This window comes from Pseudoalteromonas distincta, assembly GCF_000814675.1.
GTDB classification, from domain to species: Bacteria; Pseudomonadota; Gammaproteobacteria; order Enterobacterales; family Alteromonadaceae; genus Pseudoalteromonas; species Pseudoalteromonas distincta.
In genome coordinates this window covers 1-26,845 of the sequence record NZ_JWIG01000030.1, presented here as the reverse complement: position 1 = coordinate 26,845, position 26,845 = coordinate 1, and the positions used below count along the sequence as shown (strand labels likewise).

The window sequence follows — 26,845 nt, the reverse complement described above, 5'->3', positions numbered from 1 at the left end:
TTATAAAAAAGTATTAGTAACAAGTTTATTTAGCTGCGCACGTAACATTATAGATTTACTAGTTATGTTGCGCTCCTCATACCAAGCAATACATAACACCAAAAAAAACAGTTTATAGTAATTTAGCTTATCTATTGATGGGTAAAACGTGCTTGTTTTATCAACGCTATTTTTATAGTTGTTTAACAATGTACTGTCACTGCTCTCATTAAGATTAAAGCTCACTGCAAGGGCTGCCAAATCAAAATATACATCGTTAGTTTGCGCGTACTCAAAATCAATTAAATACATGCCCGAAGCATTTACAATAATGTTGTCTTTTACCAAATCGTTATGACAAAAGCCTTCATCAAATTGCATGGCTGCAACTACTTTGAGTGCCCGTTCTATTTGAGGTTTATATTGCGTATATACGCCGGTGCTTTGATAAAAATGCAGCTCTTTAGCTATATCCATTGGCGCGGTAGACGCTTTGTAATTATGCACTTGAGCAAGTTTATTAATAAAGCTAAGCGTTATATCCGATTGCGCTGTATTACCTTCAATATAATTAAATACCGCACGGCTATTCTTTTTATCGAGCCAAACAGGCGCAGGACATATATTAAGCTCACTTAAAAAACGCTGTGCTTCAAGCCCTATGGCTGGCCAATGGCTTTTATAACACTTTAATAAATACCCTTGTTGCTCGGTACGTATTAAAAAATTATCGTTACTAAAACCATTAAGTAGTCGCTCGCTTGAAATAACGCTCGTAGGCTCTATAAACGCCCTACACATTTTTACTAGCTGATTATGCTCAATCATTAATTAAAGCTGAGCTAGCGGCTTAGCTTGGCTTTGTTCGTACTCTTCGTACCAGGTTTTAAAGCCCCACGCCGCCATAATGGTATAAAATATAAAGAGCGCAAGCGTTGGGTAATAGCCTTTTTCATAATATAAATACATGGAAGCGGCATCTATTACAATCCAGTACAGCCAGTTTTCGAGGACTTTTTTAGCAACTAAGTAGGTAGTTACTACGGCAAAACACGTTGTAAAACTATCAAGATAAGCAAAATCGGCATGCGTATAGTTTTGCATAACGTAACCAATTGTAATTGCAGCTACGGTTGTTAAACTAATTAAAACAGCATGACGGTTTATCGACCACGAGGTAATATTTAAATTTTCAGCTTTGCCTTTTCTCCATACAACCCATCCAAACACAGCCATATACATATAATAAAAATTAAGTAACGACTCCATGAGCAATGCGCCATTCCAGTACATAATTGTATAAATGAGCGTGCTAAAAAATGCCGCCGGCCAACACCATAAGCTTTCCTTTATTGCCAATAATAAGTACGCCATCGACAATCCTACCGCAATGTATTCCCAATGCGACATTGCTGTAAAACCGCTTAAGGTTTGTGTTAAAAAGTCCATATTATGCAATCACCGTTTAGTTGCGCCATTTGTTATACCAATCTGCTTATATACGGGGTCTATTTAACGTTAAGAAAATCAAGCTAGAACTAGGCAAAAATTTTTGTATCTAGTTGTTCTAAATAAAAAAATTTTAACGACGTTATAGTGCAATTTAATTCGTTAAATTGATCAAAGATTTATGCAGGTTGGTATTATAGATTATTCAGGCGATAAGTCGCCAGAGAGAAACTTACATACAAAAATAGCTTTACCAAATTCTTCATATGAGCGCTTAATTTCGGTATTTAACACCTGCATTACTAAATCATAATCACCAAAAATTTGCGTTGATAGCGTATTAGTAATCACTTTTAAATTTTCGTATTCGTTTAAGCGGTCAATAAAGCCTTTAATAAACGGAATGTAATCTTGGTGAAGTGGATATTTACTGATCTCTACTGATAATTTCATTTTAAACTCTACTTTTTAATTATTTGATTTAAACAAATCATTCAATGCCAGTTCAATACAGTGTAAAATTATACTAACACTCAATTTAACTGAGCTTATTATGGCACGCAGAATAACGTATACATTTAAAAACCAACCGCGCGAAATTAACTTCGCAAAAGATAAATACCACGACATGTATCAAGCTATTGCTGCTGCCGAGGGTATTGATTTAACAAATTACTTAAACATGGTACGCCAAATAGAAATGACCTCAAAAGGGTCTGCTTCTGTTCGTAACTTTCGCGACCAAGAATTTGCCCGTATGGGCTTTAGCGACATTTACTTTATAAAAGAGTAATTATACCCAATTGGTATACGCTAAAAACTAACTATGGCTGATACTCATAACTTACGCGTGGTGTAATATTACATAATAGCTCGTAAGGAATAGTATCAGCGCACAGTGCTATTTCTTCAACTGGAAGCTCAGGGCCCCACATAGTGACTCTGTCGCCAACTTTAATATTATGCTCATTAGCGCCTATATCAACGCTGATCATGTCCATAGCTACGCTTCCTACAATACCATAACGCTGCTCACCAATTATTACCGGTGTCCCCTCTTTAGCATGCCGAGGATAACCATCGCCATAACCCATAGCTACAACAGCTAACTTGGTTGGTTTATCGCTTTTCCAACGACCACCATACCCAACAGCCTCATTAGCAGGCACATCTCGTACTGCAATTACGCGCGTAGTTAAGCGCATAACTGGTTTTAATTTGTGTTGCTGCCCAATACCATTTGCCATTGGCGATACACCATATAACATAAGCCCAGGACGTACCCAATCGCCATGACCGCTTGGCCAGGCAATAATACCAGCCGAATTTGATAAACAATGCGCTTGGTCAATGCCATTCACTAAATTATCAAACAACGTAATTTGTTGAACCGTTTTAGCATTATCAACGTCATCAGCACACGAAAAGTGGGTCATTAAATTAACGGTATTTTTAGCGTTAGGTGTTTTTTGCAAGCGGTTATAAAACGCTTCAAACTGCTCTGGCGCAATACCTAATCGGTGCATACCTGTATTTACTTTTAACCAGCATGTTATTGGTGCATCTAGCTTTGCTTTTTCAAGCGCCGCTAATTGGTACTCATCGTGAATAATAGTTTGAAAATTGTTGGCAAGTAAAATAGGTAAGTCGGCTTTGTTAAAAAAGCCTTCTAGTAATACAATTGGCTTTGTTAAGCCCCCAGCTCGAAGGGCGAGCCCTTCATCTATACGTGCCACAGCAAATGCGTCAGCATTATTTAAATGCTGCGCAATCGTTACTAATCCATGCCCGTAAGCATTTGCTTTTAGCACCGCCATTACTTTGCTGTTAGGTGCAAAGCACTTAACTTGCGCTAAATTATGCGCAAGTGCCGTTAAGTTAATTTCAGCAGTGGCTAAGCGCATTAGTAATCGTCATCTACCGCTGGTCCCGCGTAATTATCAAAGCGAGAAAATTGACCTTGGAATGTTAAACGCACTTTACCAATTGGGCCGTTACGTTGTTTACCTATGATAATTTCAGCAATACCTTTATCAGTACTGTCTTCGTTGTAAACTTCGTCACGGTAAATAAACATGATTAAATCGGCATCCTGCTCTATCGACCCTGACTCACGTAAATCTGAGTTAATTGGGCGTTTATCAGCACGTTGCTCTAGCGTACGGTTTAGCTGCGAAAGCGCGACAACCGGACATTTTAGCTCTTTTGCTAGTGATTTAAGTGAACGCGAAATTTCAGCAATTTCAAGCGTTCGGTTATCAGCAAGGCTAGGTACACGCATTAGCTGCAAGTAATCGACCATGATCATACTAATGCCACCGTGGTCACGCGCAATACGACGTGCACGAGAGCGAACATCGGTAGGTGTTAAGCCCGAGGCATCATCAACATACATTTTGCCTTTTTCCATCAACAAGCCCATTGTTGATGAAAGTCGCGCCCAATCGTCATCATCTAACTGACCTGTACGTACCTTAGTTTGGTTAATACGGCCAAGAGACGCTAACATCCTCATCATAATTTGTTCTGAAGGCATCTCTAGCGAGTAAATTAGCACGGGTTTGTCTTGAGTCATTGCGGCATGTTCTGCAAGGTTCATCGCAAAGGTGGTTTTACCCATTGAAGGACGCGCTGCCACAATAATTAAGTCAGACGGCTGCAGGCCTGTCGTCATTTTATCAAGATCGGCATAACCTGTACTTACACCCGTTACACCATCTTGTGGCGATTGATAAAGCTCTTCTATTTTATCAACGGTTTTTTCGAGTATGTTATGAATACTTTGCGGGCCTTCCGTACTTTTTGTACGTTGCTCGGCAATTTTAAATACTTTGCTTTCGGCAAAGTCGAGTAAGTCGTGACTAGTACGCCCTTCGGTATTAAAACCCGCTTCGGCTATTTCATTTGCCACGCCAATCATTTCACGTACAACAGCACGCTCACGTACAATGTTTGCGTAGGCATCAATGTTGGCTGCACTTGGCGTATTTTTAGCAATTTCGGCTAAGTAAGCAAAACCACCAATACCTGCAAGTTTATTATTTTTTTCTAAACTTTCAGAAATAGTGATTAAATCTATCGGATCGCCAATCTCAGCAAGTGCCGTCATCGCCTCAAAAATTAACTTGTGCGTGCGGGTATAAAAATCCTGTGATACAACAAGCTCAGCTACGCGGTCAAAAGCTTGGTTATCAAGCATTAAGCCACCTAAAACAGATTGTTCAGCTTCTATTGAATGGGGAGGAACTTTAAGAGTATCGACTTGCTTATCTGGTTTGGCCATAACTTCACAGTAGTAAAATTGAATGGCTCTATTCTATCGACTTGCAGGGGCTGTGCAAATAGAAAAGCAGGAAATCTTTCCTGCTTTTTGTAATCGTGATGGGGAATGAGTGTTATTTGGTACGAAGCTCTATTCGTCCACTTATGGTATCCATTTCGACATTTGCATTACCGCCATTAATACTAAACTCTAAATCACTGGCTGGGCCATATTTAGCTTTACTGACTTTGTCACTACTGACTTTGTTAATGATTTTACCATTAGCATGGGCTTTAATTTCAAACTTTGCTGATACACTTTGTGGGAAATAAAAGTCGGCATCACCACTTACTGATTCAAAACGTACATCACCGCCTTTTAAAAGCTCGTTAATCTGTACTTCTGCTTCGCCATTGACCGTATTAATACGTAGGTTTTGAATAGCCGATAGCATAAATTCTATATCGCCATTTACGTTTTCAAGGCGTACATCATTAGCGCTTGAAGTTGATTTAATATCACCATTAACAGCGCTAAAACGCAGCTCACCACTTGATTGTCTATCGTTAATTTCACCATTTACGGTTTCAAACTGAATATTCCCGTTTAAGTTCTCAGCGTTCACATCACCATTTACAGTGGTGAGCTTAATGTTGCCAGTAATATCATCTACCGTAATTTCACCATTAACTACATCAACTTCAGCGCCGTTTTTAAGCTCCTTTGCAGTCACCGATACATTAACGCCAGCAAACTCTAAGCTACTGCTTTTAGGCATAAATATAGTTAGGTTTGAGCCGTCACCACTATTGCCCCAATTTGATTTACGGGGCATTTTTACAATAAACTGTGTTTTATCGCCACTTGTTTTAAGCTCATAACCCTGTGCTTTATCATCAAGCTCGCCAGATACTTTTAATTCGTTTTTATCCCAGCCTGTAATATGTATATCACCGCGTTGGTTTTCAATAAAAATAGTGCCGCCACTTGGTACGTCTATTTGCTTATCTATTTTTTCACCCGCAAATGCCGCCAACGGAAATAAGCTCAGTCCTAATAAAATCGCTTTCATATCGTACTCCTAAATGTGCTGCCAACGTGGCGCGTGCACCTTGTTAATTAAATCAAGTTGTTGTTGATATATTTGCGCTAACATTGTCAGTAGCGCTTGGTTTTGTGGTTCGTTTTCAAGAGCTTGCTTTATTGCTTGCTCAGCTTCTTCAAGTTCTTGTAGTTGCGTTTGCCAGTTAGTGGTTAATGCTTCTTTATTTTCGTATTCAACTAACAAACTATTTTTTTGAGCCGAAAAGTAATCACTTATAGCCACTACGGGCTGTGGTTCAGGTGCTATAACAAATATATTAACAGCAATTAAAGCAGCCACAGTACACGCTGCTATTGCCGTTAGTTTTGGCCAAATAATAGTGCTGTTTGGGTTCTGCTTATTATTAACAATTGCTCGCTCAATCCCCGCCCATAAATCTTTTTGTGGCGTAATTTCTTTATCAAGCGTGTTTAATGACTTATTTAAGTAGTCGTTAAAGTTTGGTTTACTCATTTTCATACCACTCTTGTAATAACTGCCTAGCACGATGATATTGTGACTTACTTGAACCAACAGCCATACCTAATTGCTCCGCGATTTCCTCGTGCCTGTAACCTTCAATAGCAAATAATACAAATACCATACGTGCGCGCTCAGGAAGCCTTACTATTAACTTATCGAGGCCATTTAAGCCTTTGCAGTCGTTAGCTGATTGCTCATCCATACCGCTGTGTTCAATACTTACTACTTTTTGTAACCAGTTTTTTTGCTTGCGCAGGTAACTTATCGCTACATTGCTGGCAACACTATATAGCCAAGTAGAGAACTGCGAACGCCCATCAAACAATGCTATTTTATGCCATACCTGTACAAATACCTCTTGGGCGGCGTCTTCGGCGTGTGCTTGGTCTGCTAATAAACGTAAACATAAACCGTATACTCGTTTTATATGTAACTCATAAAGCGTTGTGTATGCGCCTTGATCACCCGATTTAACTCGCTCAATGAGTGCAGCTTCGCACAAAGGCGCTGGTTCGGGTTTAACATGTAACATCCGTGATGCCGCCTTTTAATTATTATTGTTGAGTTGCTATTTAAGTGTATTGATAAGTTAGACGTAATGACAGTTCGAAAAGGTTTAAAAGGAATGAAAAAATAATTGAATAAAAAGGGGCTTATACGAGGTTTTATACCAATTCGCTTAATTAAGTGATCTATTTTGAGGATGGAAAAACGTGTTGATAGCTAGACAAAAAATTCGCTATTTAGTTGTTCTCGGCAATTGCTCCTGCATTGCTCTACCTTCTGCATCCATGCAGTCGTAAATGAGAATTTTTTAACACAGGTAGCGACACGTTTAGCCCCGCAAAATGATTAAGTATTATTGCGGATTGGTATTATTAAACTGTGCCCTCAACTAATGAAGTTAGCCAAATTATAGGCACAAAAAAGCCGTGCTAATAGCACGGCTTTTTTAGCTTAATTAAAAATTAAGCTTCAGCGATTACGATTACTTTGATAGTAGCCGTTACGTCTGAGTGAACTGAAATTGATACGTCAAATTCACCAGTCTCACGGATAGTACCTAGAGGCAAACGAACTTCTGACTTAGCAACTTCAACACCAACAGCTGAGATAGCGTCAGCGATGTCACGAGTACCGATTGAACCGAATAACTTACCTTCGTCACCAGCTTTAGATACTAATGTAACTTCTGCTAATGCTTCTAGTTTTTCAGCGCGTGCTTGTGCAGCAACTAACTGTTCAGCGATTTTCGCTTCAAGTTCTGCACGACGAGCGTCAAACGTTTCAATGTTAGCTTTAGTCGCAGGAACTGCCTTACCTTGCGGGAAAAGGAAGTTACGTGCGAAACCAGATTTAACTACAACCTGTTCACCTAGGCTACCTAGGTTAGCGATCTTATCTAGTAGAATAACTTGCATGTTTCTACACCTTTTAAAAACTGTTAATCCGCTGCTTACTTATGTAAGTCAGTGTATGGAAGAAGGGCTAAGTAGCGAGCACGCTTAATAGCAGTTGCTAGCTGGCGCTGGTATTTAGCGCTAGTACCTGTGATACGGCTAGGTACGATTTTGCCACTTTCTGTAACATAGTTTCTAAGAGTAGCTAGATCTTTGTAATCGATTTGTTGTACGCCTTCCGCTTTAAAGCGGCAGAACTTACGACGTCTGAAATAACGTGCCATGAGATTAATTCCTCAAATAATTCTTTCTATATGCTGAGCATGCAAAACCAATTGGCTAAGGCCGTTACGACCTTCGTGGCGATTTAAAAAACCACTCACTTGCAATGCCTGCCCAACGTGCAAATGTTGAGTCTGTTGTTGCATTTGCTTTCCACTGGCAACTACCTGAAGCCTCACATAACTATTACGGTTAAGGTCTGCTTCGGTTTGCATTGATTTATGTTCTACAACAAAAATACAATGCGGGATGCCAGCAGGGCTTTGGCTAAACTTGGGAGTTTTACAAACTACCCCAGATATAACCAGCTGATTCATATATGGGCTAACCATTATAATAACTGCTGACTACATGCCATGCTAGGACTCAAAACAATTAAGCAGCTGGTGCTTCTTTCTTCTCTTCTCTTGCAAGAGGAGACGCTTCAGTTACAGCATTTTTAGTACGCATAACTAAGTTACGAAGCACTGCATCGTTGTAGCGGAAAGTAGTTTCTAGCTCGCTGATTACTTCAGTAGGTGCTTCAACGTTCATAAGAACATAATGAGCTTTATGAAGCTTGTTGATTGGGTAAGCCAGTTGACGGCGGCCCCAGTCTTCAAGACGGTGGATAGTACCACCAGCTTCAGTGATAGAACCAGTATAACGTTCGATCATACCAGTTACTTGCTCACTCTGATCAGGGTGAACCATGAATACGATTTCGTAATGACGCATGGATATTCCTTACGGTTAATAGAGCCTTCTACCGTTTCGGCCGGTCGGTTTAAGGCAAGGAATTAATAGTTTAAAAGCCGAAATGAGCGCGCATTTTACGCTTAGACGGATAATTAAGCAAGCAGGTTTTTTTAAGCTTTTATAGATAAGAGTTTAAAGGCAATTATTGCGAGCTTCGCTCATCCCGTTAGCAAGCCGTAGGCCTAAAGGAAAGGCTAAACTCGCAGTTTAATATTTATCTTATACGCCAAGCTTGCGCGCGTAAAAAGCGCAGCTTTGAATTACTTAAGTCTAACACCTGCCTCAAAATATAAGTATTTACTCAAACTTAAAGCCGTGCAATTATTAAGCAATACATTATTAAATAAGGATATTTATGAAGCTCTTACTATCGCTTGTATTAATACTTACTTTTAGTACACCATTTTTAAGCCACGCAAAAACCAATGCAACTGACATAACCGTTGGTAAAAAAGTCATTCTGCAATCAAAAATACTTAACGAAGACAGACCCATTAAAATTTTCATACCTGACACTGTAAAAGACGATCAGCCGCTTTATGTTATTTATTTACTTGATGGTGTTGAGCACTTTCATACGGCGTCTGGTGTTATTAAATCCCTTGTTGATTACGAGCAGATACCTAACGCAATGCTCGTTGGTATTGATACAACTAACCGTGTTCGCGATTATTTACCAAAAGTAGAAGGCGAGCCTAAAACAGAGTTTCAAACCTTTGTTCAAAATAAATGGCCTGATGCTGGGCAAACCGACAAGTTTTTAAAGTTTGTGTCTGATGAACTCATGCCTTATATAAACAGTAATTACTCAACTAACGGCTACAACACCTTAATTGGCCACTCTAATGCAGGTACTTTAGCGCTTTATACTTTAGTTAATCAGCCTGAGTTATTTAATAACTATATAGCTATAAGCCCAAACAGTTGGTGGAGTGATGAAGAATTAAAAAATAATATTATAAAATACACTAAAAACCCTAAAGGCGGTCAATCGTTATTTATTAGTGTAGCAAGTGAAGGGTCACGCTTTTATACAGGTGTATTAAATACTTTGGTAAATTTAGAACAACAAATGCCAACACAGCTAAAATGGGAATATAAGCATTACCCTACTTTTAGTCATATGGGCACCATACTACCAGCCCTTAGCGATAGCCTAATTCACTTATTTGGCGACCTAATTTTTAGCGTTACTGACGAGCACGGAAGATTTGCTGATGTATCGCTTATTACAGGTTACTACCAAGCACTGAGTGATAAATATGGGTTTGAGCTTAAAATTCCACAAGATGTATATGTAGAGTTTGCTCATAGCCAGCAAAAATTTGGTAACACAGCTAAAGCTGTTACCACGCTTAAACACTTTACTACCCATTACCCAAATGCAGCCTATTCTCACATGCGTTTATCGCAAGGCTATACTGCAAATAAGCAGTTCAAAGAGGCCGTCACCAGTATGAAACACGCATTAGAACTTGCTAAGCAAAACTCGCGAGATCCGATGTTAATTGATGCGCTCAAGGATATGCTGAATGAAGCACAAAAGAATTTGTAACTGATTTAACGCAAAGCGCTTTTTTACTAAGGATAATTACGAGCTACGCTCGTCGCGTCAGCAAGCTAAACGCCTACAGGTAAAATTAAGCTCAGTGTGAAACTTTGCATGTAGACGCTGAGCTTGCTCGCGTAAAAAGCGCAGCTTTTAATATATTTAAAACCACCATAAAACAAAACCGATGCTTAAATTAAACATCGGTTTTTTATTAAAAGCGAATAACTAACCGCTTTTCTCGTGGAGTTTTGTTTCACTCAACCTACATCACTTTCCTATCGCTTCTTTGGCGAACAGGTGTTTTATTGGGCCTAGGTTATCAACTAATGATAGCCCTACTCCGCGGATAAGTTTTTTAACCGGGTTTGCACCTTCAAATAGCTCTTTTAACCCTTGCATCATGGCTATGTGCTTTTGCGCATCGAGCTTACGGGTACGTTCGTAATCGCGAAGTGTGCGCGTGCTTGCAAACTCCTTGCTATCACTTGTGAGTAGCTCAATTAAATAAGCGGCGTCTTTTAGGCCTAAGTTCATACCAAGCCCTGCAAGCGGATGGATTGTATGTGCAGCATCGCCAATGAGTACCACTTTGCCTGAAACCCATTGCTGAGCGTAGCGCATTTTAAGTGGGAAAGCTGCGCGCGCACTTTGCACTTCACATAGCCCGCATTGGCCATCTATTGCAGCCATAACAGCTTTATTAAAGGCACTATCGTTCATTGCAAGCAGCTCATCGCAGTGGTTTGGGCTAGTAGACCATACTATTGAATGCGTATTTGCATCGCTCAGAGGTAAAAATGCCAGTGGCCCGGTTGGTAAAAACACTTGGCGTGCGGTATTTGCGTGCGGCTCTTTAGTTTTAACAGTCGCAACTAGCGCATGATGGTCGTAATCTTTAAAGCTAAGCGCCATATTAAATTGTTTGCGAATAGCTGAGTTTGCCCCATCAGCGGCCACCAGCAGTTTTGCAATAATTGGCTCGCCGCTTTTAAGCGTTATAAATACATCTGATTCGCTTTGATGTATTTGCTGATACTGCGTATCAAACATTAGTGTTGCATTGCTTTGTTGCTCTAGCTCTTTTATAAGCGCGTAGCGGATAATGTCGTTTTCAACAATATGGCCTAAATGCTCAAGCTCAAGTTGCTCGTTATTAAAGGTTATTTTACCAAAGCTGTCGGCATCACGTACATCCATATGCGTATAAGCGCACGCTCGCTGTGCGATAATTTCTGGCCATACATTTAATTGCTCAAGTAAGGTTTGACTTGCAATGCTTAGCGCACTTACGCGCAAACCATATTCGTCAGTTGGCAACGCTTGTGTTGGTGCGCCGTCGAGTACAACGACGCTTATATCGGCTTTTGCCAATCCAAGTGCTAGTGTTAGCCCTACGCAGCCACCACCTACAATACAAACCTGTGCTTGCTTCATAAACGCCTACCTTGTTTAACTTGCCCCATTAACTGTTTGGCTAATGGCGCTTTTAATGCGGGAAATAAATCCATCGAGAACAACCCAATACTGCGCCCCAATGCGAGCACTCGCGATGAGTTTGAAAAAAGCCTAACAAGTGCATCGGTTAAACTCATTACGGTTTTTATATCATCATTACGCTTATTAGAATATTCACGTGTAAACGCATAGCTGCCTAAATCGTGTTGGCTGTTTGCTATTAAATTACTAAGTACTTGCACGTCGCGAAGGCCTAAATTAAAACCTTGCCCTGCAATAGGATGAATAGCATGTGCAGCATTACCAATAACCACTGTACGGTGCGCAGTCAAAGACTCGACTTGCCCGTAAACGAGCGGGTAACTCGTGCGCATGCCTACTTTAGTAAATTGACCTCCGCGATAACCAAACGCGCTTTGTAGGGCACTTAAAAAACCTTGTTCATTAAGTGCCATGTGCTGTTCAACCTGATCTTGGCTCATACACCACACCAACGAATAACGGTTATTGCTCATGGGTAATAACGCCATAGGCCCGCTTTGTGTAAAACGCTCAAAGGCATGATTATTATGCCCACCAGCCACTTCTACATTAGCAATAATTGCGCCTTGTTCATAAGGCTGGGTATTAAAACCAAGCCCAAGTAAATTACGTGTGGGTGATTGTGCACCATCAGCAATAACCAATAGCGCTGCGCTTAATTGCTCGCCGCTTTGCAGGGTAAGTGTATTGCTATGCAGAGTTTGCTCAATGGCAGTTACGCTATCGGGGCACAAAAGCGTAATATTTGATTGCGTTAAACGCAGGTGGAGCGCTCGGCCAAAAGGGTTAACTTCTACTACGTAACCAAGTGAAGGCTTAGAAAATTCGTCGCAATTAATGTGCGCTTTGCCAAAGTGGCCTCTATCAGACACGCTCACTTTTTTGATTGCGGCGGTGTAAGGGGCATTTTGTTCAAATAAATTGAGGCTTTGTAAATACTCTACCGATTGCTGAGCAAGTGCAATGCTTCTGTCGTCAAAGCTTGGGTGGTAGTCGCCGGTAACTTGATTAGCTTCTACAACGGCAATATTTAACGCGGGATTAGTTTTAGCCACACTTAATGCGCAGCTTGCTCCCGCTAAACCACCGCCAATAATAACTACATCAAACTGCTTAGCCACTTTACTCTCCGAGCTTTATACGTTTTTAGCACTTTGCATAAGTGCTTCTATATCGCTAATTTTTTTAGGTACGCTTAGGGTCAAGTTTTCATGGCCGGTTTCGGTAACTAGCAAGTTATCTTCGATACGAATACCAATGCCTTTGTATTTTTGCGGTGCGCTTGAGTCTTCGCTGATATAAAGCCCAGGCTCTATGGTGAGTACCATACCCGGCTCAAATGCACGCTCAACGTTATTTACTTTGTAATCGCCAACATCATGTACATCTAAACCAAGCCAATGCCCAAGCCCGTGCATGTAATATTCTTTACATGCCCCTTTTGCCATTAGCTCGTCAAAGTCGCCGGTTAAAATACCTAAATCAAGTAAACCTTGGGTCATTACTTCCATTGCTAGTTTATTAGCATGCGACATGTAACCACCGGGTTTTACTTCATCAAAAGCAACTTCTTGCGCTTTAAGAACAATATTGTAAAGCGCGGCTTGCTCTTCGCTAAATTGTCCATTTACTGGAAAAGTACGGGTAATATCGGCGGCGTAACCTTGTAGCTCGCAACCGGAGTCTATAAGTACCAGGTCGCCATTTTTTAATACGTCGCTATTTTGCGTGTAATGTAAAATATTGGCGTTGTCGCCACTACCAACAATTGTGCCGTACGCCGGGTGCGGCGCACCATTCATGGCATAATGATGATGCAGCTCTGCCTCTAGCTGAAATTCAGTAGCTCCGGGGTGTGAAAAACGCATAGCGCGCATGTGCCCTCGCGCACTAATTTCACAGCCTTCTCGCATAACATCTATCTCGCTTGGCGATTTAAACAAACGCATTTCATGAATAAGGCCGCGTATTTCTTTTAAAGTACTCGGTGCTTTGAGGCCTTTTCGCGCACCACTTCTAAGTGTACCTAGTAACGTAAACACCTTGGTATCAAATGAAGGATAAGCACCTTGTGCAAAATAAATCGCATCTTTTTCATTTAGTATATCAAGTAGCTTATCGTTTAATTCACTTAGTGGGTAAGCTTCATCAAACAAGTAGTCACTTTTAGCTTTATCAAAGCCAACTCTGCGGCCATGCCAAATTTCTGCAAGCTTGTCTTTATCTAGGCAAAATAAAGTACTGGGTGCATCGCTGTTGTTACATAGTACAAGTACAGCGTCGGGTTCGTTAAAGCCTGTTAAATAGAAAAAGTCGCTATCTTGTCTAAATGCATATTCGGTATCGCGGCTACGCGTCACTTCGCTCGCAGCAGGAATAATAGCAACGCTATTTTTATCCATTTGCGCAAGTAAACGCTCACGGCGTGCTTTAAATTCTGACTTTTGTACTTCAACCATTATTAACCAACCCGTTTAACTTTTTAAACTAATGAAGTGTTTTTTTAGTACTTTGCGTGTTTTGCTCTTTACCCAGTTCTGCAAAACAAAGTAGTGCTGATACGCGCACATATTCAATCACTTCGTGCAGCGCTTGGCTGTCTTCTTCGGTTTCTTCAAAAGTGGTATCTAGGCGAGTGATTTCGCTAAAGTCAGTAATAACCTCTTTAACATCGCTTGATAACTTACCGTAATCTTTTTGCTTTAAGCCAAAACCAAGCATAAAGCCTGCTACCCATGATACGAGGCCATTAGCCTGATCGATGAGTGTTTCGTCATCGTTTGGTAAAAATAAATCAAACTGAAATTCGTCATCATTAAAGCTCGCAACTACTTGCTTATAAATAGTGCCAAAAAACTGCTTTAAATCGTTACTAAATGATTCACCATCGTTAAACACATCGCTCAAAAGGCCTAAGTATTCTTTGTCGTCAATGGTTAAACCACACGCTAGTAAACCACTAATTACACCATGCGCTTCGGCAGGTGATACAAATATTTCGTTTTTTTCTAAAAGCAGTTGAGCTTTTTCGTAATCGGGTAAATCGTTCATAATCGAATCTTCGCTTTGCAAGTTAAGGCAATGCTACCACTCGATAAAAAGCAACTCCAATTAATTGTATGATCAAGCTCAAAAACCATGCGATAAAGTAAATGGCGAGTTAAAGGTGCGGGAAAACTAAGCGAACGGTTTAATTTTTTACGTTTAGGGTTTAAGGATTGGATTATGTCTTATATACTTAAATTGTTCCCTGGGGTACCGGAGCTTGGTTAAGTCCCTGAGCCGATAAATTTTATACCAGGATTTCTGTTCGTCTACTATTGTGCAAGCTCGGCATGTACCGAGAAGCCTACGGTAAACCGCAGATTTCCGCCCTGAAACCTTCTGGTTTCAGGACTGAAACCGGGTACCGTATCTTGGGGAACACCTTCTTACTTTTTATACTCCCTCTTATTGCTTATTCATTTTTTTGCTATACCTTCGTACATTATTTTTATAATTTTTGGCAAAAAAAAGCTGCAAGCAATTTCTTACTTACAGCTAAATTTTAAATGCTTACGCTTATTTACTTAAACCAACCTTGAAAGCGCTCCATCATCATGTAGTTTATTGGCACTAACAATAAAGTAATAAAGGTAGCAAAAATAATCCCAAACCCTAAACTTACCGCCATGGGTATTAAAAACTGCGCCTGAGTCGCTTTTTCAAATAATAACGGCATTAAGCCAATAAAGGTCGTTAAACTTGTTAGCATTACAGGGCGAAAACGCGATGCACCGGCAAGTTTAACTGCATCTAGTAATTTGCCGCCTTCACTGCGCTTTTTATTGATAAAATCAACTAGTACAAGGGAGTCATTTACTACCACCCCAGTTAGGGCGAGCATACCAAGCAAGCTCATAATGGTTAAATCCATGCCCATAATCCAATGCCCGACTACAGCACCTATCATGCCAAATGGAATTACACTCATTACTATAATTGGCTGTAAGTAAGACTTAAGCGGTATCGCTAATAGCGCATAAATTATGAAAAATACAAACACAAGTGCCCAAGCCAATGAGCCAAACGACTCTCGCTGCTCTTTAGCCTCACCTTCTAGTTTGTAATCTACTCCAGGGTATTGCTGCATTAATTCATCTAAATACTCCGTTAGGTCAGCCTGAAGTATGGTCATGTTGGTGTTATTTTTTTCGATATCCGCTGTTACATTTAAAGTACGGTAGCGGTCTATTCGGTTAATAGTTGACGGGCTTTGCCCTGCGGTAAGGGTTGCAACATGCGATAACGGCACCGAGCCACCAGTAGGTGTATTGATGAGTATATTTTGTAAATCGGCTACAGAGCGGCGCTCGTCTATAGGCAAGCGTACCATTACTCGTACATCATCACGTCCGCGCTGAATACGTTGGACTTGCGAGCCAAAGAACGAGTTACGCACTTGACCTGCAACATTAACTCTATTTAAGCCCAGCGCTAAGCCTTGCTGCGTAAGCTCTATTTGTAACTCTTCTTTACCATCAGACATGCTATCTGCAATATCAAACACCGTTGGGTAGGTCGATAAACGGGTTTTAATGTGATCAGCCACGTCTTGTAAAATAGTCAACGAAGTCCCGCTAAGCTGAACATCAATTGGGTCAGAACTTCGGCCAATTTCAGCTCTAAATGTTAAGCTTTCAGCACCTGGAATGACACCAATTAAATCGCGCCATTCGCTGGCAAGCTCTCTTGATCCTATGTCTGATTCACGCTTTTCAGCCGGTGTTATTTCAAAGCGTACAGAACCTGAATTAGATACACCACCGCGCCCACCTGTTGTGGCTAATATATTTAAAATAACGCTTTCACCTGTATCTGGGTCGCGGTATTTTTCTTGTAATTGCTGCGCCTTTTGCGACATATCAATTACGTATTTATTAGTGACTTCAAACGGCGTACCTGTTGGTAGTGTTAAGTTAACGCGGACTGTTTCGCTTGGTATACGCGGGAAAAATACAAACTTAGTCCAACCGCTAGTGATCATGGTTAAAATTATTATAAACACACCAACAAACAAACTTACCGAAGCCAATTTATGGCGCAGTGCTAAATTTAAAGTTGGTTGGTAATATTTTAAAATCGCGTTTTCAAATCCATCTGCAAAACGCTGTTGAATAACATCAAACTTTGAAGGTTCGCCTTTTTCGTGGCGTAGTTTTATATATTTTAAATGTGCGGGTAGTACAAATTTAGATTCAATCAATGAAAACAATAATACCGGAATAACCACTACCGGTATTTGTGCAAACAAAGCACCGCGCGCCCCTTCAATAAAGGCCAAAGGTAAAAAGGCGGCAACGGTAGTTAATACACCAAATGTTACTGGTGTTGCGACTTCTTGAGTACCTAAAATTGCAGCTTGCTCCCCCGACTTAGCTGTTTTTAAGTGGGTATAGACATTTTCGCCAGTAACTATGGCGTCATCAACAACAATTCCCAGTACTAATATAAAGCCAAATAAACTCATAATATTAAGGGTTACGCCAAATATAGGCATCGCTATAAACGCGCCCATAAATGAAACCGGAATACCAATAAATACCCAAAATGCAATTGCAGGGCGTAAAAACAAAGTAAGTAAAGCAAGTACTAAAATACCGCCTTGTAGGGCATTGGTCGTTAGTGTGGCAATTCGACTTTTAACCAGCTCCGAATCATCATCCCAGTAACTTAGTTCAAACCCTTGTGGAAGGGAGCTTTGTTGCTCTTTTATGTAATTTTTAACTTCGTCAGCAACAGTAATCGCACTTTGTGGACCAATTCGATATACGTCGATAAATGCAGCCTGCTTACCATTAAAGCGAGTACGTACTGGGGTTTCTTCAAAATCGTCTTTAATTATTGCAATATCGCCTAAACGAATAATCGTGCCGTCAGCTTGGTTTTTAACAACAATATTGGCAAATTCATCTTTACGATATGCTTGCCCTTTAGAGCTTATAAGTACGTCCCCACCTTCAGTTTTTAAGTTACCAGCAGAAATATCAGAGCTTGAATTAGCAATCGCACTCGATATTTGTGCAAGGCTTAAATCGTACTGGCGAAGAACGTCTTGGCTTACTTCAATGGCAATTTCGTAATCACGAACACCACTTAGCTCTACCTGCGTCACATTTGGTAAGCGTAGAATTTGATCGCGTACTGTTTCTGCATATTCACGGGTTTCTTTTTCGCCGTAATCACTCGATACAGTAACCGCGATAACTTCGCGAATTCGCTCCGCAAGCGCGACTATTGGCTTTTCAGCATCGGCTGGAAAGGTGTTAATTGCATCTACACGACTTTTAATATCGGCTAAAAGCTCACGCGGGTCGTAGCCCGTTTCAACTTCTATTGTTACAGAGCCAGAACCTTCAGAAGAGCGGCTAAATATTTGCTTAATACCTTCTAAATCTTGTACGGCTTCTTCTATACGAATTGTTACGCCTTGCTCTACATCCTCTGGTGTTGAGCCACGCAAACTTACGTTCACGCTTATCATGTCGGTTTCGAATGAAGGGAATACTTCAAGCGGTATTTTAGTCGATAAACTAAAAAGCCCCGACAGCAGCAACGTTACTAGCAATAAGTTAGCTGCAACATGGTTTTTGGCAAACCAAGCTATCATGGCTTATCTCCTTGCTTTGCTGGACGGCGTTTTTTTAACTCTTCAACACTAATACCAAGCTCTTTTGCTTTTTGTTCAAGCTGCTCTGGAGTCGGGCGCTTTCCTTTACCTTGCCCATTCGCTCCACGGCTTTTAGGTTGATCTGCGCTTTGTTCACCTAAAATACTTACTTGAGTTCCTGAACTTACTTGACCAAGTGGAGTAATAACAAGCTTATCATTTGCGTTTAAACCTGTTTTTATCATCGCCTGAGTCGCATTTTGCCAAGCTAGTGTGATGTCTTTGCGCTTAAGTACGCCACCTTCAACAATGTAAACGTACGTTCCTTGATAAATTGTACTGTTAGGAATTATAAGTGCGTTAGATACTGTTCTGCCGGTAATTTGCGCTTTTATATACTGCCCAATTTTTATTGGGTACTGGTTATTTGCTGTTGCTTTATACGGGTCATTAATTTTAGCAACTACATAAAGCTGCTGTGCGCCTTCATCTATAGCACCTTCTGTGCGTGCTAACTGACCTTGCCACGTTTGCTCACCTACTAAGTCAGAAGTAAATTTAACAATTGAACCCGCTTGGTTTTTAGCACCATCGCGATACTGCTCTGGTAAATTTACAAATGGGAGATCTTTATTTTTAATCGGTAAACGAATCTCTACGCTATCGATTGCGTAAATGGTAGCTAACTGTGTGTTGTTAGTAACAACTTGCCCTAAATCAACACTGCGGCTAAGTATACGCCCCGCATATGGCGCCGTTACTTTAGTGCGCTCTAAATCAAGCATCGCTTTTTCAAGTGCTGCCTGCGCCGACAAAACCTCAGCTTCAGCGGCTGCTAGTTGTGGCTCACGTAGTACTAAACTGCTTGCTTGATTTGAGCCGCCAAGGCGTTTCCAATCGGTAATAGCTTGTTGCCCACGCGCCTTCTCTTCTAGCAAACCTTGCTCTGCGGTTAATAAGTTGGCTTGAGCAGATTTAACTTCAGCCTGATGATCTCTGTCGTCTAGTTTTAAAAGTACATCGCCTTTTTCAAAAAAACCGCCTTCTCTAAAGTCATCACTTACTTCAATTATTTGCCCAGATGCCTGAGCCACTAACAAACTTTGTGTACGTGGTTTTACCGTACCGTAGCTATCTATCATAACTTGATAATTTTGTGGTTTTAGCTCAAGCGCAGCCACACTTATTGATGCCTTAGGAGGTGCCCCAAAGCGTTTAGCCTCTGGTGGGTTCCCCTTAATAAACATAACAATTAAAATTGTGGCAACAATAACCACCGCTGGAATAATAATTTTTGCTGTTTTAGTTTTCATCGTTATTGCTCTTTAGTTCACTTGAGGGCTTTGCAAAATCACCACCAAGGGCAATGTGTAGGTTAATTCTATTGGCTATTAATTGGTTTTTAATATCGATTAAGGAGCTTTGCGCGTCAAAAGAACGGTCTTGGGCATCAAGCACTGTCGTGTAAGTTACCAAGCCACTTTGATACTGCTCAAACGACAATTGCTCTGCAGCAAGTGCGTTTTCTTGCGCTTCAAGAGTACTGCTATATTGCGCTTTAAGGGACTGCTGCTGCGAAATAGCATTTTCCACATCACCAAATGCGTCATAAAGCGTTTGCAAATAAAGCTGCTCTTGCTTTTGAGTATTAAGACGCGCTATTTCTTCGTTGGCTTTTAAGCGCCCTCCTTCAAAAAGTGGCGCTGAAATACTACCTAACAAAGACCATGCAAGGCTTGATGGAGAAAACAAGTCGCTTACTCGGTCTGTACTATCACTTAATGAAGCCGTTAAATCTAAACTTGGAAAGCGTTGTTTATGCGCATATGCCAATGATGCATCGGCTGCTAAAAGCTCATACCAACTTGCACGTAGAGTAGGTTTTCGCGTTATAAGTTCAGAAGGTAATCCTAGAGGAATATCGGTATTAATAACAGGTAAGTCACTACTAGCAGTAATAGCGCCTTTTGGGTATTCACCAAGTAAACGCTCAAGTACACGTGCTGATGTCGATAAACTCGCTGTTTGAGTGGCAATGCGAGAGCGTTCATTATTAAGCTCATTACGCGCTAAATACACATCGAGCGCTTCGTTTATGCCTTGGCGATAGCCAGCTTCAATAATATCGAGATTTTGTTGTGAGTTGGCTTCGCGACGCTTAAATAAATCCAGTAATTGCTGCGCCGTAACCACATCAAACCAACCTGTTACCACATCAGCAACAAGTTGCTGTTTAGCTTGCTCAAACCGTGCCTGCTGAGCTAAATAGTTAAGATTAGCTTCGCGCTTGGCGTCAGAGAGCTTACCCCATAAATCAACCTCGTAAGTTAAATTTAAACTAGCTGAGCTTGCGTTGTCGTAACTTACAGGGCGGTTGTCTTTACTACGGCTTGTACGTGTTGATAAATCGAGGCTTGGCCAAAGTGCAGCGCCCGAGACTATAAGTTGCTGCTTTTGAATTTCAACATCATAACTCGTTTGCAAAAGCTGTTGGTTATTTTTAAGTGCTTGTTGTACAAATTTATTAAGCGTAGGATTTTGTAATTGTGTAAGCCATTGCTCTTGTACTTTTAATACTGAGCTTGATGCTTCTTGCTGCCATTGCTGAGGCATATTATTAGGGACTTGCATGCGCTGAGACGAGTTTAAATCACTCGCACAGCCGCTGAGCAGCATCACACTAATTGCCAGTAGGGTTGGCTTGCATTGCCAGATCATAATTAAACCTAAATTACTGCTATTTATGAACGTAATTCAAGCACTTTGGCAAATTTTGCTCAACTTACTTTACATAACATTACATAGCTAGCGATGAATTAACATAATAGCCAGTTATACGGTAAAAATGAGTAAATGATCAGCAATTTTTAATACTAAAATTAACTTTTTGTAGTGTGTTTAAGAGATTAACTATACAAAAACAAAAAAGCCCCGCTATAAGCGAGGCTTTTAAATAAATGGTGCCGACTAACAAAGTCGAGCGGGTAACTTATACAGACTACTGATTACAAGTCAGTTGCTTTAAGTTACCTAAATAAATGGTGCCGACTAACCGAGTCGAACGGTTGACCTACTGATTACAAGTCAGTTGCTCTACCAGCTGAGCTAAGTCGGCACACAAAACTGTGTGCTAAGGCACGTTCAATTTTAAAGATTGAGAACTTTTATAAAGCACTTAAAATAAAAAAACCTTGCATAAGCAAGGCTTTTCAATAAATGGTGCCTCGACGCGGAATCGAACCACGGACACGAGGATTTTCAATCCTCTGCTCTACCGACTGAGCTATCGAGGCACATAAACTGTGCTAGTTACCGATTAATAAAATTAACCTTTAACTTAATAAATGGTGCCGACTAACCGAGTCGACGGGTAATTTGAACAGACTACTGATTACAGTTTTTCTTTTCAAACTATTTTAAATAAATGGTGCCGACTAACCGAGTCGAACGGTTGACCTACTGATTACAAGTCAGTTGCTCTACCAGCTGAGCTAAGTCGGCACACAAAACTGTGTGCTAAGGCACGTTCAATTTTAAAGATTGAGAACTTAAAGTAAATGGTGCCTCGACGCGGAATCGAACCACGGACACGAGGATTTTCAATCCTCTGCTCTACCGACTGAGCTATCGAGGCACATAAACTGTGCTAGTTAATTGTGATGCTTTACAATTAACTTTATATAAATGGTGCCGACTAACCGAGTCGAACGGTTGACCTACTGATTACAAGTCAGTTGCTCTACCAGCTGAGCTAAGTCGGCACACAAAACTGTGTGCTAAGGCACGCGTAATAATGTTTAAACTGTTGATTAAACACCACTACTTTAATAAATGGTGCCTCGACCCGGAATCGAACCAGGGACACGAGGATTTTCAATCCTCTGCTCTACCAACTGAGCTATCGAGGCACTTAAACAGTGCTAATTAAAAATCTTGAAGGATTTTTAATGCAATTCCCACTCATCTCTACCGACTGAGCTATCTGGGCGTGCGGCGTATTAAACGAGTTTTGCCCTTACAAGTCAACTTTTTTTTTATTCTTTATAACTGTTTGAACGGTTTTCAGACAACTCAGTGTATTTTTCATTAATAACGTTCATTTTTACCACAAATCGAACTATAAATATAAATAAATCAGACTAAAACCGTAGTGAATTATTTTTTGTAAATGTTACGATTAACTTAGATACGTACGATAGGGACTTATCGTAGTAAAATCACATCAATTGGAAACAATCAATGCAGAGTAAATTTTCATCGCCAGTCAAAGGCTTATTACCTCTTTTTTTAATCATAAATATTGCAGTAACAGCGCTTGCTATTATTGCCCACTCATTTTATTCACAAACTGAAGTTAAGACAGCCCAACCTGCATCATCTGTTAATATTGTGACGCTTGCCGATAGATTAGACTTACCTATGGTTGATGCATTAACTATGTATGGTCAAGGTAAAGTAAGGCAGTTACTTGATTTAACGTCGTTATTAGATGATGACTTTGAATATACTCTATATCGCTTCAATCCAACATCAGGTACTCAATTGGTATATAGCAGTAGTAAACCTGCTATCGCTTCAATTAAAACTGAAAAGCATCTAGTAGAAGAAGGCATCCTACACCACTTACTGCTGTTAAACGATCAACCTATTGGCGAGCTTATTATTAAGCAAAACCTACCAACCGCTCCTTTAAGCGCTCAAAACTCTCAAGTTATTGCCTACATTATTGCGATAGCAAGCGTAGCTGCATTATTTATATTTACTTTAATGTTTAATATGTACATTAATAGTCGCTTACGAAAAAGTACTGACACTCTTACACAAGAGCTGCAGGCAATCACCGAAAATGCTAATTACAATAGTAGTGTTGATGAGCAGCTTGATATTGGTTTAGGTGTAGTGGCAAAAAACATTAACTTACTGCTACAAAAAGTACAGACTGCGATGAGTGAGAATGACGCCGCACAAAAAGAGCTTTATAAATTACAAAATGGCCTAGAAGCCGAAGTGCAAAATCGTACTATAGCGCTTGAGCAAGCCACACTAAAAGCAGAGCGAGCAAGCGAAACCAAAACGACCTTTTTAGCCACAATGAGCCACGAAATAAGAACACCGATGAATGGTGTTATAGGCACTATTGATTTACTGCGCCAGACCGAACTTGATGGCGCTCAACATCGTTTAAGTACAATTATTCGTGAATCAGCATTTTCGTTATTGAGCATTTTGGATGATATCTTAGATTTTTCTAAAATTGAGGCTGGAAAGCTAAATATTGACCCGATCCCATTTTCGGTAACCGATACCATTGAAGAAGTTGCTCGAGTGCTCTCATCAGTTGCTAAAAAACGTGAGCTTGATTTAGAGCTAGCAATAGCACCAGATATTCCGGTCAATCTTACCGGTGATAGTGTGCGTGTACGTCAGGTGCTTTATAACCTATGTAGCAACGCAATTAAATTCACTAGCACTGATGAAAAAACCCAAGGCCATGTAAAAATATCAGCAGAGGTTGTACATAATACGACTGATCACTTTACCTTACGCTTTTGCGTAACTGATAACGGTAAAGGCATGTCGCAGGCACAATTACGCGAAATATTTAATCCGTTTATTCAAGCCGAAAACTCAATTACCCGAGAATATGGTGGCACCGGTTTAGGTCTTTCTATTTGTAAAAGCTTAACTGAGCTTATGCTAGGTACTATTCATGTAACTAGTCATACGGGAATTGGCAGTGAGTTTACAGTAGAGCTGCCGTTTAGCACATCGGGTAAAATTAAGTACGCACATAAAGGTGCATTAAATGGCAAGAAAATTGTTGTAGTTAGTAATCACCTAGAACGTGAAAAAACAATGTACCGTTATTTATCGTTCATGGGCGCTAAAATAATTTATGCACACACAGAAGAAGAAATTGAAGAGCACCAGCATTCACAAGATATTATTTGGGTAGCTGATGGCATAGACAATATGGATAAAACTAATGCGCTGCTAAGACGTTTATTTTATTCATTAGAAGATTATAACCAACAAGTTGTAGTACTAAGTAAGCTTGATGAAGCAGCTATAAATCATAAAAACATTTTTTATATTAATGCTTCTCCTCTATGTAAATCTAACTTTATGCTTTCTATATTGGTGGCTGCAGGGTTACATACACCTAAGCAAATTAAAAAAACCAAAACACTTAATAACTATTTAAATGTTGAGCAGGCACGTGATTCAAACAAATTGGTTTTACTTGTTGAAGATAACCTTCTAAACCAACAAGTCCTCACCGATCAACTACATATACTGGGCTTTGGCGTTGAAATAGCGAACAACGGTGAAGAAGGCCTAGATATGTGGAGAAAAGGTGATTACTCACTTATTTTAACCGACTTACACATGCCTAAAATGTCGGGTTACGATATGGTCGAAAAAATCCGTAATGAAGCAGAGCTATTAGAATCGATTGATGCACAGCCTTACATTATTGCAGTAACAGCAAACGCACTTAAAGGCGAAAAAGAGCGCTGTTTAGCGGTAGGTATTAACGACTTCATTACCAAACCTATAGAGCTGAACGCGTTAGAAGAAACTCTAAAACGTTGGAGCGATAAACAAAGCCAAAACCCAAATGTAGTTATCCATCAAACTATGGCACTACCTATTGATATGGAAGCTGTTGCTAAATATGTAAACGGTGATAACGCTAAGCAAATCCGTTTCTTCAAAATGTATTTAGAACAAAGCCAAGGCTTAATTAAGAGTATTAATTCCGGCGTTATGGTTAACGACTTAAATGAGATTATTGAAGGGTGTCATCAATTAAAATCGATCTCCAAGACAATTGGTGCCCAAACGGTGGCAGAACTTTCAAGTGCATTTGAAGATAAATGTAAAGAAGGTGAACTCACAACCGATGAATTAATAGAGTTAAGAGATAAGCTGGAAATTGAATACTCTAAAGCTGCTCAATTTTTAAAGGAACAAATTAAAATATCTGAGCAAGAAGATGAGTTAAATGAATAAATAAACATAAAAAAAGGGCTAAATAGCTAATGCCAGTCAGTTAAGCTGACTGGCATCTTTCTTTTTATGGGGATACTTAGATGGTTTTGGCTTAACTCATCGGGGATATCTTCTATCCTCTCGTCTAGCTGGCAGCTTAAATAAGACCAGTGTATCGAGTAAGTGCTGCCAGTGTATTGGAATGTTCCCTGGGCTCATTATAGATACTGACGAGAAATACTGAATGACAGCCATCGAACTGCTAGAGAAACTAAGCTGGTTAGGCCATATCCCTGTGACTGTCGCCGCCATCGTCATTATTCTTCGTATTAAATTATAGGCGAGTAACACGGCCCATAGCTCCTGACGCACCATGTCTGGACGCTTACTTCTTAAATGGTATGCGCTATCAAGCATGGTTTGTTTGATTTCTCTAAACCCAAGTTCTATCTCCCAACGATGACAATATAATTCAACAATTTCATTACCTGGATAACGCAATCTATCCGTCATCGAGGTTAATATACGGTAGCTTTTGCCCTTTATTGTTTTGCTGATTAATCTCGCTTTAATTGTTTCAGGAACATCGGGAAAGTTTTTTTGTGCATGCTTTGTGGTTTTCAATTCAATGATATGGTCATTTTTACCTGCGCTGGAGATGATTTCATACTGTAAGTCGGGCCTTGCTGGTATCAGCCAGTGCCTCATCTCCCCAGTTTGATGCCAACGGTTTAACAGGCCTAAAGAATAATATCCTTTATCAAACATAGTCAGTGAATTATCTGGTGTACGTTCAATTAAACGCTCAGCTAATTTCATCTCGTTGGTTTTATAGTTATCAAACTCGCTACTGAGAAGTTGATGGCTGGTCAATTCCATATGACAGACCATGCGTATTTGAGGAAAGGCTGTATCACCGTATTGGTTGCTACCTGAAGAGAAGGCTTTACGATTATCAGGCGTGTCGGCTGTTCGCCACACAACACCGTCAACAGCTAATAGGTTCAAACCATTCCATGTTTCGAATGACTGTTGCTTATACATTGATTGAGCAGATTTATTGAAAACGTGTTTAACGGAATCATCACCTAACCTTTGTCTCGCCTGTACCATCGCACTTGGAGCAACGAGTTGGTTCTTGCCAGGTAACATGATATCTAGCTTATTAGCGATATTCCAAACTGATTCTTTTCGAAACAATGCCATGCCAATAACTGACCACAAAACGGCTTCAAGCGGTAATCTTCGCTTACGAACGGTTGCAATCCCTGCTTGTTGAAAACCTTGTTCAATGATTTCAGGGTCAAGAATTTCTGATAATTTTTCAAAGGTATGGTATCGGCTGCTTTCTTCAAGTGTTGCTTGCAGTGCTTGTTCTATATTCACAAAAAATCCGTAGTTAGTTTCCTAACTACGGATTTTGCATGATCGTTTGGATCGGTCAACCGGTCATTTTCTTAACTGATCGGCATTA

The 26,845-nt window shown here is 40.2% G+C and carries 23 protein-coding genes, 6 tRNA genes and 1 other RNA gene; 4 read left to right on the top strand and 26 right to left on the bottom strand.

Going from position 1 to position 26,845, the window contains the following annotated elements:
• The 3 genes from QT16_RS19395 to QT16_RS19385 all read right to left on the bottom strand — a co-directional run bounded on the left by QT16_RS19395 (window position 1) and on the right by QT16_RS19385 (window position 1,881).
• Entirely contained in the window at window positions 1-807 is an 807-nt protein-coding gene (locus QT16_RS19395; protein ID WP_039490256.1) for a phosphotransferase, read from the bottom strand.
• 3 nt (window positions 808-810) lie between these two features.
• Window positions 811-1,428, bottom strand: coding sequence for a nicotinamide riboside transporter PnuC (gene pnuC / locus QT16_RS19390; RefSeq protein ID WP_002963042.1), 618 nt, complete (start codon window positions 1,426-1,428; stop codon window positions 811-813).
• A gap of 201 nt (window positions 1,429-1,629) precedes the next feature.
• On the bottom strand, window positions 1,630-1,881 hold the full coding sequence (locus QT16_RS19385; protein WP_002963043.1) for a hypothetical protein: 252 nt from the start codon (window positions 1,879-1,881) through the stop codon (window positions 1,630-1,632).
• 100 nt (window positions 1,882-1,981) lie between these two features.
• Here QT16_RS19385 and QT16_RS19380 point away from each other — a divergent pair, with 100 nt between their 5' ends.
• A complete protein-coding gene (locus QT16_RS19380; RefSeq protein ID WP_002963045.1) occupies window positions 1,982-2,221 on the top strand; it encodes a DUF2960 domain-containing protein in 240 nt (79 codons plus the stop codon).
• A gap of 31 nt (window positions 2,222-2,252) precedes the next feature.
• Here the strand turns inward: QT16_RS19380 and alr are convergent, their stop codons facing one another.
• The 9 genes from alr to rpsF form a co-directional block, all read right to left on the bottom strand.
• Window positions 2,253-3,332 (bottom strand): alanine racemase, encoded by a 1,080-nt coding sequence (alr, locus tag QT16_RS19375; RefSeq protein ID WP_039490253.1) that lies wholly within the window; start codon window positions 3,330-3,332, stop codon window positions 2,253-2,255.
• Complete coding sequence (gene dnaB, locus QT16_RS19370) at window positions 3,332-4,711, bottom strand: replicative DNA helicase (protein ID WP_002963050.1); 1,380 nt, start codon at window positions 4,709-4,711, stop codon at window positions 3,332-3,334. The genes alr and dnaB overlap by 1 nt, the downstream gene beginning before the upstream one ends.
• 112 nt (window positions 4,712-4,823) lie before the next feature.
• A complete protein-coding gene (locus QT16_RS19365; protein WP_039490250.1) occupies window positions 4,824-5,762 on the bottom strand; it encodes a DUF4097 family beta strand repeat-containing protein in 939 nt (312 codons plus the stop codon).
• A gap of 9 nt (window positions 5,763-5,771) precedes the next feature.
• Window positions 5,772-6,254, bottom strand: coding sequence for a hypothetical protein (locus QT16_RS19360; protein WP_024596807.1), 483 nt, complete (start codon window positions 6,252-6,254; stop codon window positions 5,772-5,774).
• Complete coding sequence (locus QT16_RS19355) at window positions 6,241-6,789, bottom strand: RNA polymerase sigma factor (RefSeq protein ID WP_039490247.1); 549 nt, start codon at window positions 6,787-6,789, stop codon at window positions 6,241-6,243. Before QT16_RS19355 ends, QT16_RS19360 begins: the two co-directional genes overlap by 14 nt.
• A gap of 436 nt (window positions 6,790-7,225) precedes the next feature.
• Window positions 7,226-7,678, bottom strand: coding sequence for a 50S ribosomal protein L9 (gene rplI / locus QT16_RS19350; RefSeq protein WP_002962755.1), 453 nt, complete (start codon window positions 7,676-7,678; stop codon window positions 7,226-7,228).
• Between the two features lie 35 nt (window positions 7,679-7,713).
• Window positions 7,714-7,941: a 30S ribosomal protein S18 gene (rpsR, locus tag QT16_RS19345; protein WP_002962753.1), complete on the bottom strand. Its 228-nt coding sequence runs from the start codon at window positions 7,939-7,941 to the stop codon at window positions 7,714-7,716.
• Between the two features lie 12 nt (window positions 7,942-7,953).
• A complete protein-coding gene (gene priB, locus QT16_RS19340; RefSeq protein ID WP_004588456.1) occupies window positions 7,954-8,271 on the bottom strand; it encodes a primosomal replication protein N in 318 nt (105 codons plus the stop codon).
• 43 nt (window positions 8,272-8,314) lie between these two features.
• Entirely contained in the window at window positions 8,315-8,656 is a 342-nt protein-coding gene (gene rpsF / locus QT16_RS19335) for a 30S ribosomal protein S6 (protein ID WP_002962750.1), read from the bottom strand.
• A 376-nt stretch (window positions 8,657-9,032) separates the two neighbouring features.
• Here rpsF and QT16_RS19330 point away from each other — a divergent pair, with 376 nt between their 5' ends.
• Window positions 9,033-10,232 (top strand): alpha/beta hydrolase-fold protein, encoded by a 1,200-nt coding sequence (locus QT16_RS19330; protein ID WP_039490239.1) that lies wholly within the window; start codon window positions 9,033-9,035, stop codon window positions 10,230-10,232.
• Between the two features lie 264 nt (window positions 10,233-10,496).
• Here the strand turns inward: QT16_RS19330 and QT16_RS19325 are convergent, their stop codons facing one another.
• The 4 genes from QT16_RS19325 to QT16_RS19310 are packed head-to-tail and all read right to left on the bottom strand — an operon-like array spanning window position 10,497 to window position 14,777.
• Window positions 10,497-11,663 carry an FAD-dependent monooxygenase gene (locus QT16_RS19325; RefSeq protein ID WP_039490237.1) on the bottom strand — a complete coding sequence of 389 codons (1,167 nt, stop codon included), beginning with the start codon at window positions 11,661-11,663 and terminating at the stop codon, window positions 10,497-10,499.
• Window positions 11,660-12,847 (bottom strand): 2-octaprenyl-6-methoxyphenyl hydroxylase, encoded by a 1,188-nt coding sequence (gene ubiH, locus QT16_RS19320; RefSeq protein WP_039490235.1) that lies wholly within the window; start codon window positions 12,845-12,847, stop codon window positions 11,660-11,662. The genes QT16_RS19325 and ubiH overlap by 4 nt, the downstream gene beginning before the upstream one ends.
• Before the next feature lie 15 nt (window positions 12,848-12,862).
• Window positions 12,863-14,185, bottom strand: a complete 1,323-nt coding sequence (pepP, locus tag QT16_RS19315) for a Xaa-Pro aminopeptidase (protein ID WP_039490232.1) — start codon at window positions 14,183-14,185, stop codon at window positions 12,863-12,865.
• Window positions 14,186-14,213: 28 nt separating this feature from the next.
• Window positions 14,214-14,777, bottom strand: a complete 564-nt coding sequence (locus QT16_RS19310) for a UPF0149 family protein (protein WP_002962745.1) — start codon at window positions 14,775-14,777, stop codon at window positions 14,214-14,216.
• Window positions 14,778-14,970: 193 nt separating this feature from the next.
• Between QT16_RS19310 and ssrS the strand changes: the two genes are divergently transcribed.
• Window positions 14,971-15,153: non-coding RNA, 6S RNA (gene ssrS / locus QT16_RS20705), on the top strand.
• 138 nt (window positions 15,154-15,291) lie between these two features.
• On the opposite strand, the gene QT16_RS19305 is transcribed toward ssrS, so the two are convergent.
• The 9 genes from QT16_RS19305 to QT16_RS19265 all read right to left on the bottom strand — a co-directional run bounded on the left by QT16_RS19305 (window position 15,292) and on the right by QT16_RS19265 (window position 22,283).
• Window positions 15,292-18,375: an efflux RND transporter permease subunit gene (locus QT16_RS19305; RefSeq protein WP_002962744.1), complete on the bottom strand. Its 3,084-nt coding sequence runs from the start codon at window positions 18,373-18,375 to the stop codon at window positions 15,292-15,294.
• A complete protein-coding gene (locus QT16_RS19300) occupies window positions 18,372-19,688 on the bottom strand; it encodes an efflux RND transporter periplasmic adaptor subunit (RefSeq protein ID WP_039490230.1) in 1,317 nt (438 codons plus the stop codon). Before QT16_RS19300 ends, QT16_RS19305 begins: the two co-directional genes overlap by 4 nt.
• Window positions 19,678-21,093, bottom strand: a complete 1,416-nt coding sequence (locus QT16_RS19295) for a TolC family protein (RefSeq protein ID WP_039490228.1) — start codon at window positions 21,091-21,093, stop codon at window positions 19,678-19,680. Before QT16_RS19295 ends, QT16_RS19300 begins: the two co-directional genes overlap by 11 nt.
• A gap of 321 nt (window positions 21,094-21,414) precedes the next feature.
• Window positions 21,415-21,490 (bottom strand) — tRNA-Thr (locus QT16_RS19290).
• A 102-nt stretch (window positions 21,491-21,592) separates the two neighbouring features.
• Window positions 21,593-21,668, bottom strand: a tRNA-Phe gene (locus tag QT16_RS19285).
• 132 nt (window positions 21,669-21,800) lie between these two features.
• Window positions 21,801-21,876: transfer RNA gene (locus QT16_RS19280), tRNA-Thr, on the bottom strand.
• Between the two features lie 57 nt (window positions 21,877-21,933).
• A tRNA-Phe gene (locus QT16_RS19275) sits at window positions 21,934-22,009 on the bottom strand.
• A 51-nt stretch (window positions 22,010-22,060) separates the two neighbouring features.
• Window positions 22,061-22,136, bottom strand: a tRNA-Thr gene (locus tag QT16_RS19270).
• Window positions 22,137-22,207: 71 nt separating this feature from the next.
• Window positions 22,208-22,283: transfer RNA gene (locus QT16_RS19265), tRNA-Phe, on the bottom strand.
• A gap of 331 nt (window positions 22,284-22,614) precedes the next feature.
• Here QT16_RS19265 and QT16_RS19260 point away from each other — a divergent pair.
• Entirely contained in the window at window positions 22,615-25,392 is a 2,778-nt protein-coding gene (locus QT16_RS19260) for a hybrid sensor histidine kinase/response regulator (protein WP_039490226.1), read from the top strand.
• 96 nt (window positions 25,393-25,488) lie between these two features.
• Here QT16_RS19260 and QT16_RS19255 read toward each other — a convergent pair whose 3' ends face one another.
• Window positions 25,489-26,757 carry an IS4 family transposase gene (locus tag QT16_RS19255; protein WP_002963319.1) on the bottom strand — a complete coding sequence of 423 codons (1,269 nt, stop codon included), beginning with the start codon at window positions 26,755-26,757 and terminating at the stop codon, window positions 25,489-25,491.
• Between the last annotated feature and the right edge of the window lie 88 nt (window positions 26,758-26,845).

What these genes read in the sequence shown, in the direction of transcription:
- QT16_RS19395 (WP_039490256.1), bottom strand. Translation starts at nt 807, where the DNA reads ATGATTGAGCATAATCAGCTAGTAAAAATGTGTAGGGCGTTTATAGAG.
- pnuC (WP_002963042.1), bottom strand. Translation starts at nt 1,428, where the DNA reads ATGGACTTTTTAACACAAACCTTAAGCGGTTTTACAGCAATGTCGCAT.
- QT16_RS19385 (WP_002963043.1), bottom strand. Translation starts at nt 1,881, where the DNA reads ATGAAATTATCAGTAGAGATCAGTAAATATCCACTTCACCAAGATTAC.
- QT16_RS19380 (WP_002963045.1), top strand. Translation starts at nt 1,982, where the DNA reads ATGGCACGCAGAATAACGTATACATTTAAAAACCAACCGCGCGAAATT.
- alr (WP_039490253.1), bottom strand. Translation starts at nt 3,332, where the DNA reads ATGCGCTTAGCCACTGCTGAAATTAACTTAACGGCACTTGCGCATAAT.
- dnaB (WP_002963050.1), bottom strand. Translation starts at nt 4,711, where the DNA reads ATGGCCAAACCAGATAAGCAAGTCGATACTCTTAAAGTTCCTCCCCAT.
- QT16_RS19365 (WP_039490250.1), bottom strand. Translation starts at nt 5,762, where the DNA reads ATGAAAGCGATTTTATTAGGACTGAGCTTATTTCCGTTGGCGGCATTT.
- QT16_RS19360 (WP_024596807.1), bottom strand. Translation starts at nt 6,254, where the DNA reads ATGAAAATGAGTAAACCAAACTTTAACGACTACTTAAATAAGTCATTA.
- QT16_RS19355 (WP_039490247.1), bottom strand. Translation starts at nt 6,789, where the DNA reads ATGTTACATGTTAAACCCGAACCAGCGCCTTTGTGCGAAGCTGCACTC.
- rplI (WP_002962755.1), bottom strand. Translation starts at nt 7,678, where the DNA reads ATGCAAGTTATTCTACTAGATAAGATCGCTAACCTAGGTAGCCTAGGT.
- rpsR (WP_002962753.1), bottom strand. Translation starts at nt 7,941, where the DNA reads ATGGCACGTTATTTCAGACGTCGTAAGTTCTGCCGCTTTAAAGCGGAA.
- priB (WP_004588456.1), bottom strand. Translation starts at nt 8,271, where the DNA reads ATGGTTAGCCCATATATGAATCAGCTGGTTATATCTGGGGTAGTTTGT.
- rpsF (WP_002962750.1), bottom strand. Translation starts at nt 8,656, where the DNA reads ATGCGTCATTACGAAATCGTATTCATGGTTCACCCTGATCAGAGTGAG.
- QT16_RS19330 (WP_039490239.1), top strand. Translation starts at nt 9,033, where the DNA reads ATGAAGCTCTTACTATCGCTTGTATTAATACTTACTTTTAGTACACCA.
- QT16_RS19325 (WP_039490237.1), bottom strand. Translation starts at nt 11,663, where the DNA reads ATGAAGCAAGCACAGGTTTGTATTGTAGGTGGTGGCTGCGTAGGGCTA.
- pepP (WP_039490232.1), bottom strand. Translation starts at nt 14,185, where the DNA reads ATGGTTGAAGTACAAAAGTCAGAATTTAAAGCACGCCGTGAGCGTTTA.
- QT16_RS19310 (WP_002962745.1), bottom strand. Translation starts at nt 14,777, where the DNA reads ATGAACGATTTACCCGATTACGAAAAAGCTCAACTGCTTTTAGAAAAA.
- QT16_RS19305 (WP_002962744.1), bottom strand. Translation starts at nt 18,375, where the DNA reads ATGATAGCTTGGTTTGCCAAAAACCATGTTGCAGCTAACTTATTGCTA.
- QT16_RS19300 (WP_039490230.1), bottom strand. Translation starts at nt 19,688, where the DNA reads ATGAAAACTAAAACAGCAAAAATTATTATTCCAGCGGTGGTTATTGTT.
- QT16_RS19295 (WP_039490228.1), bottom strand. Translation starts at nt 21,093, where the DNA reads ATGATCTGGCAATGCAAGCCAACCCTACTGGCAATTAGTGTGATGCTG.
- QT16_RS19260 (WP_039490226.1), top strand. Translation starts at nt 22,615, where the DNA reads ATGCAGAGTAAATTTTCATCGCCAGTCAAAGGCTTATTACCTCTTTTT.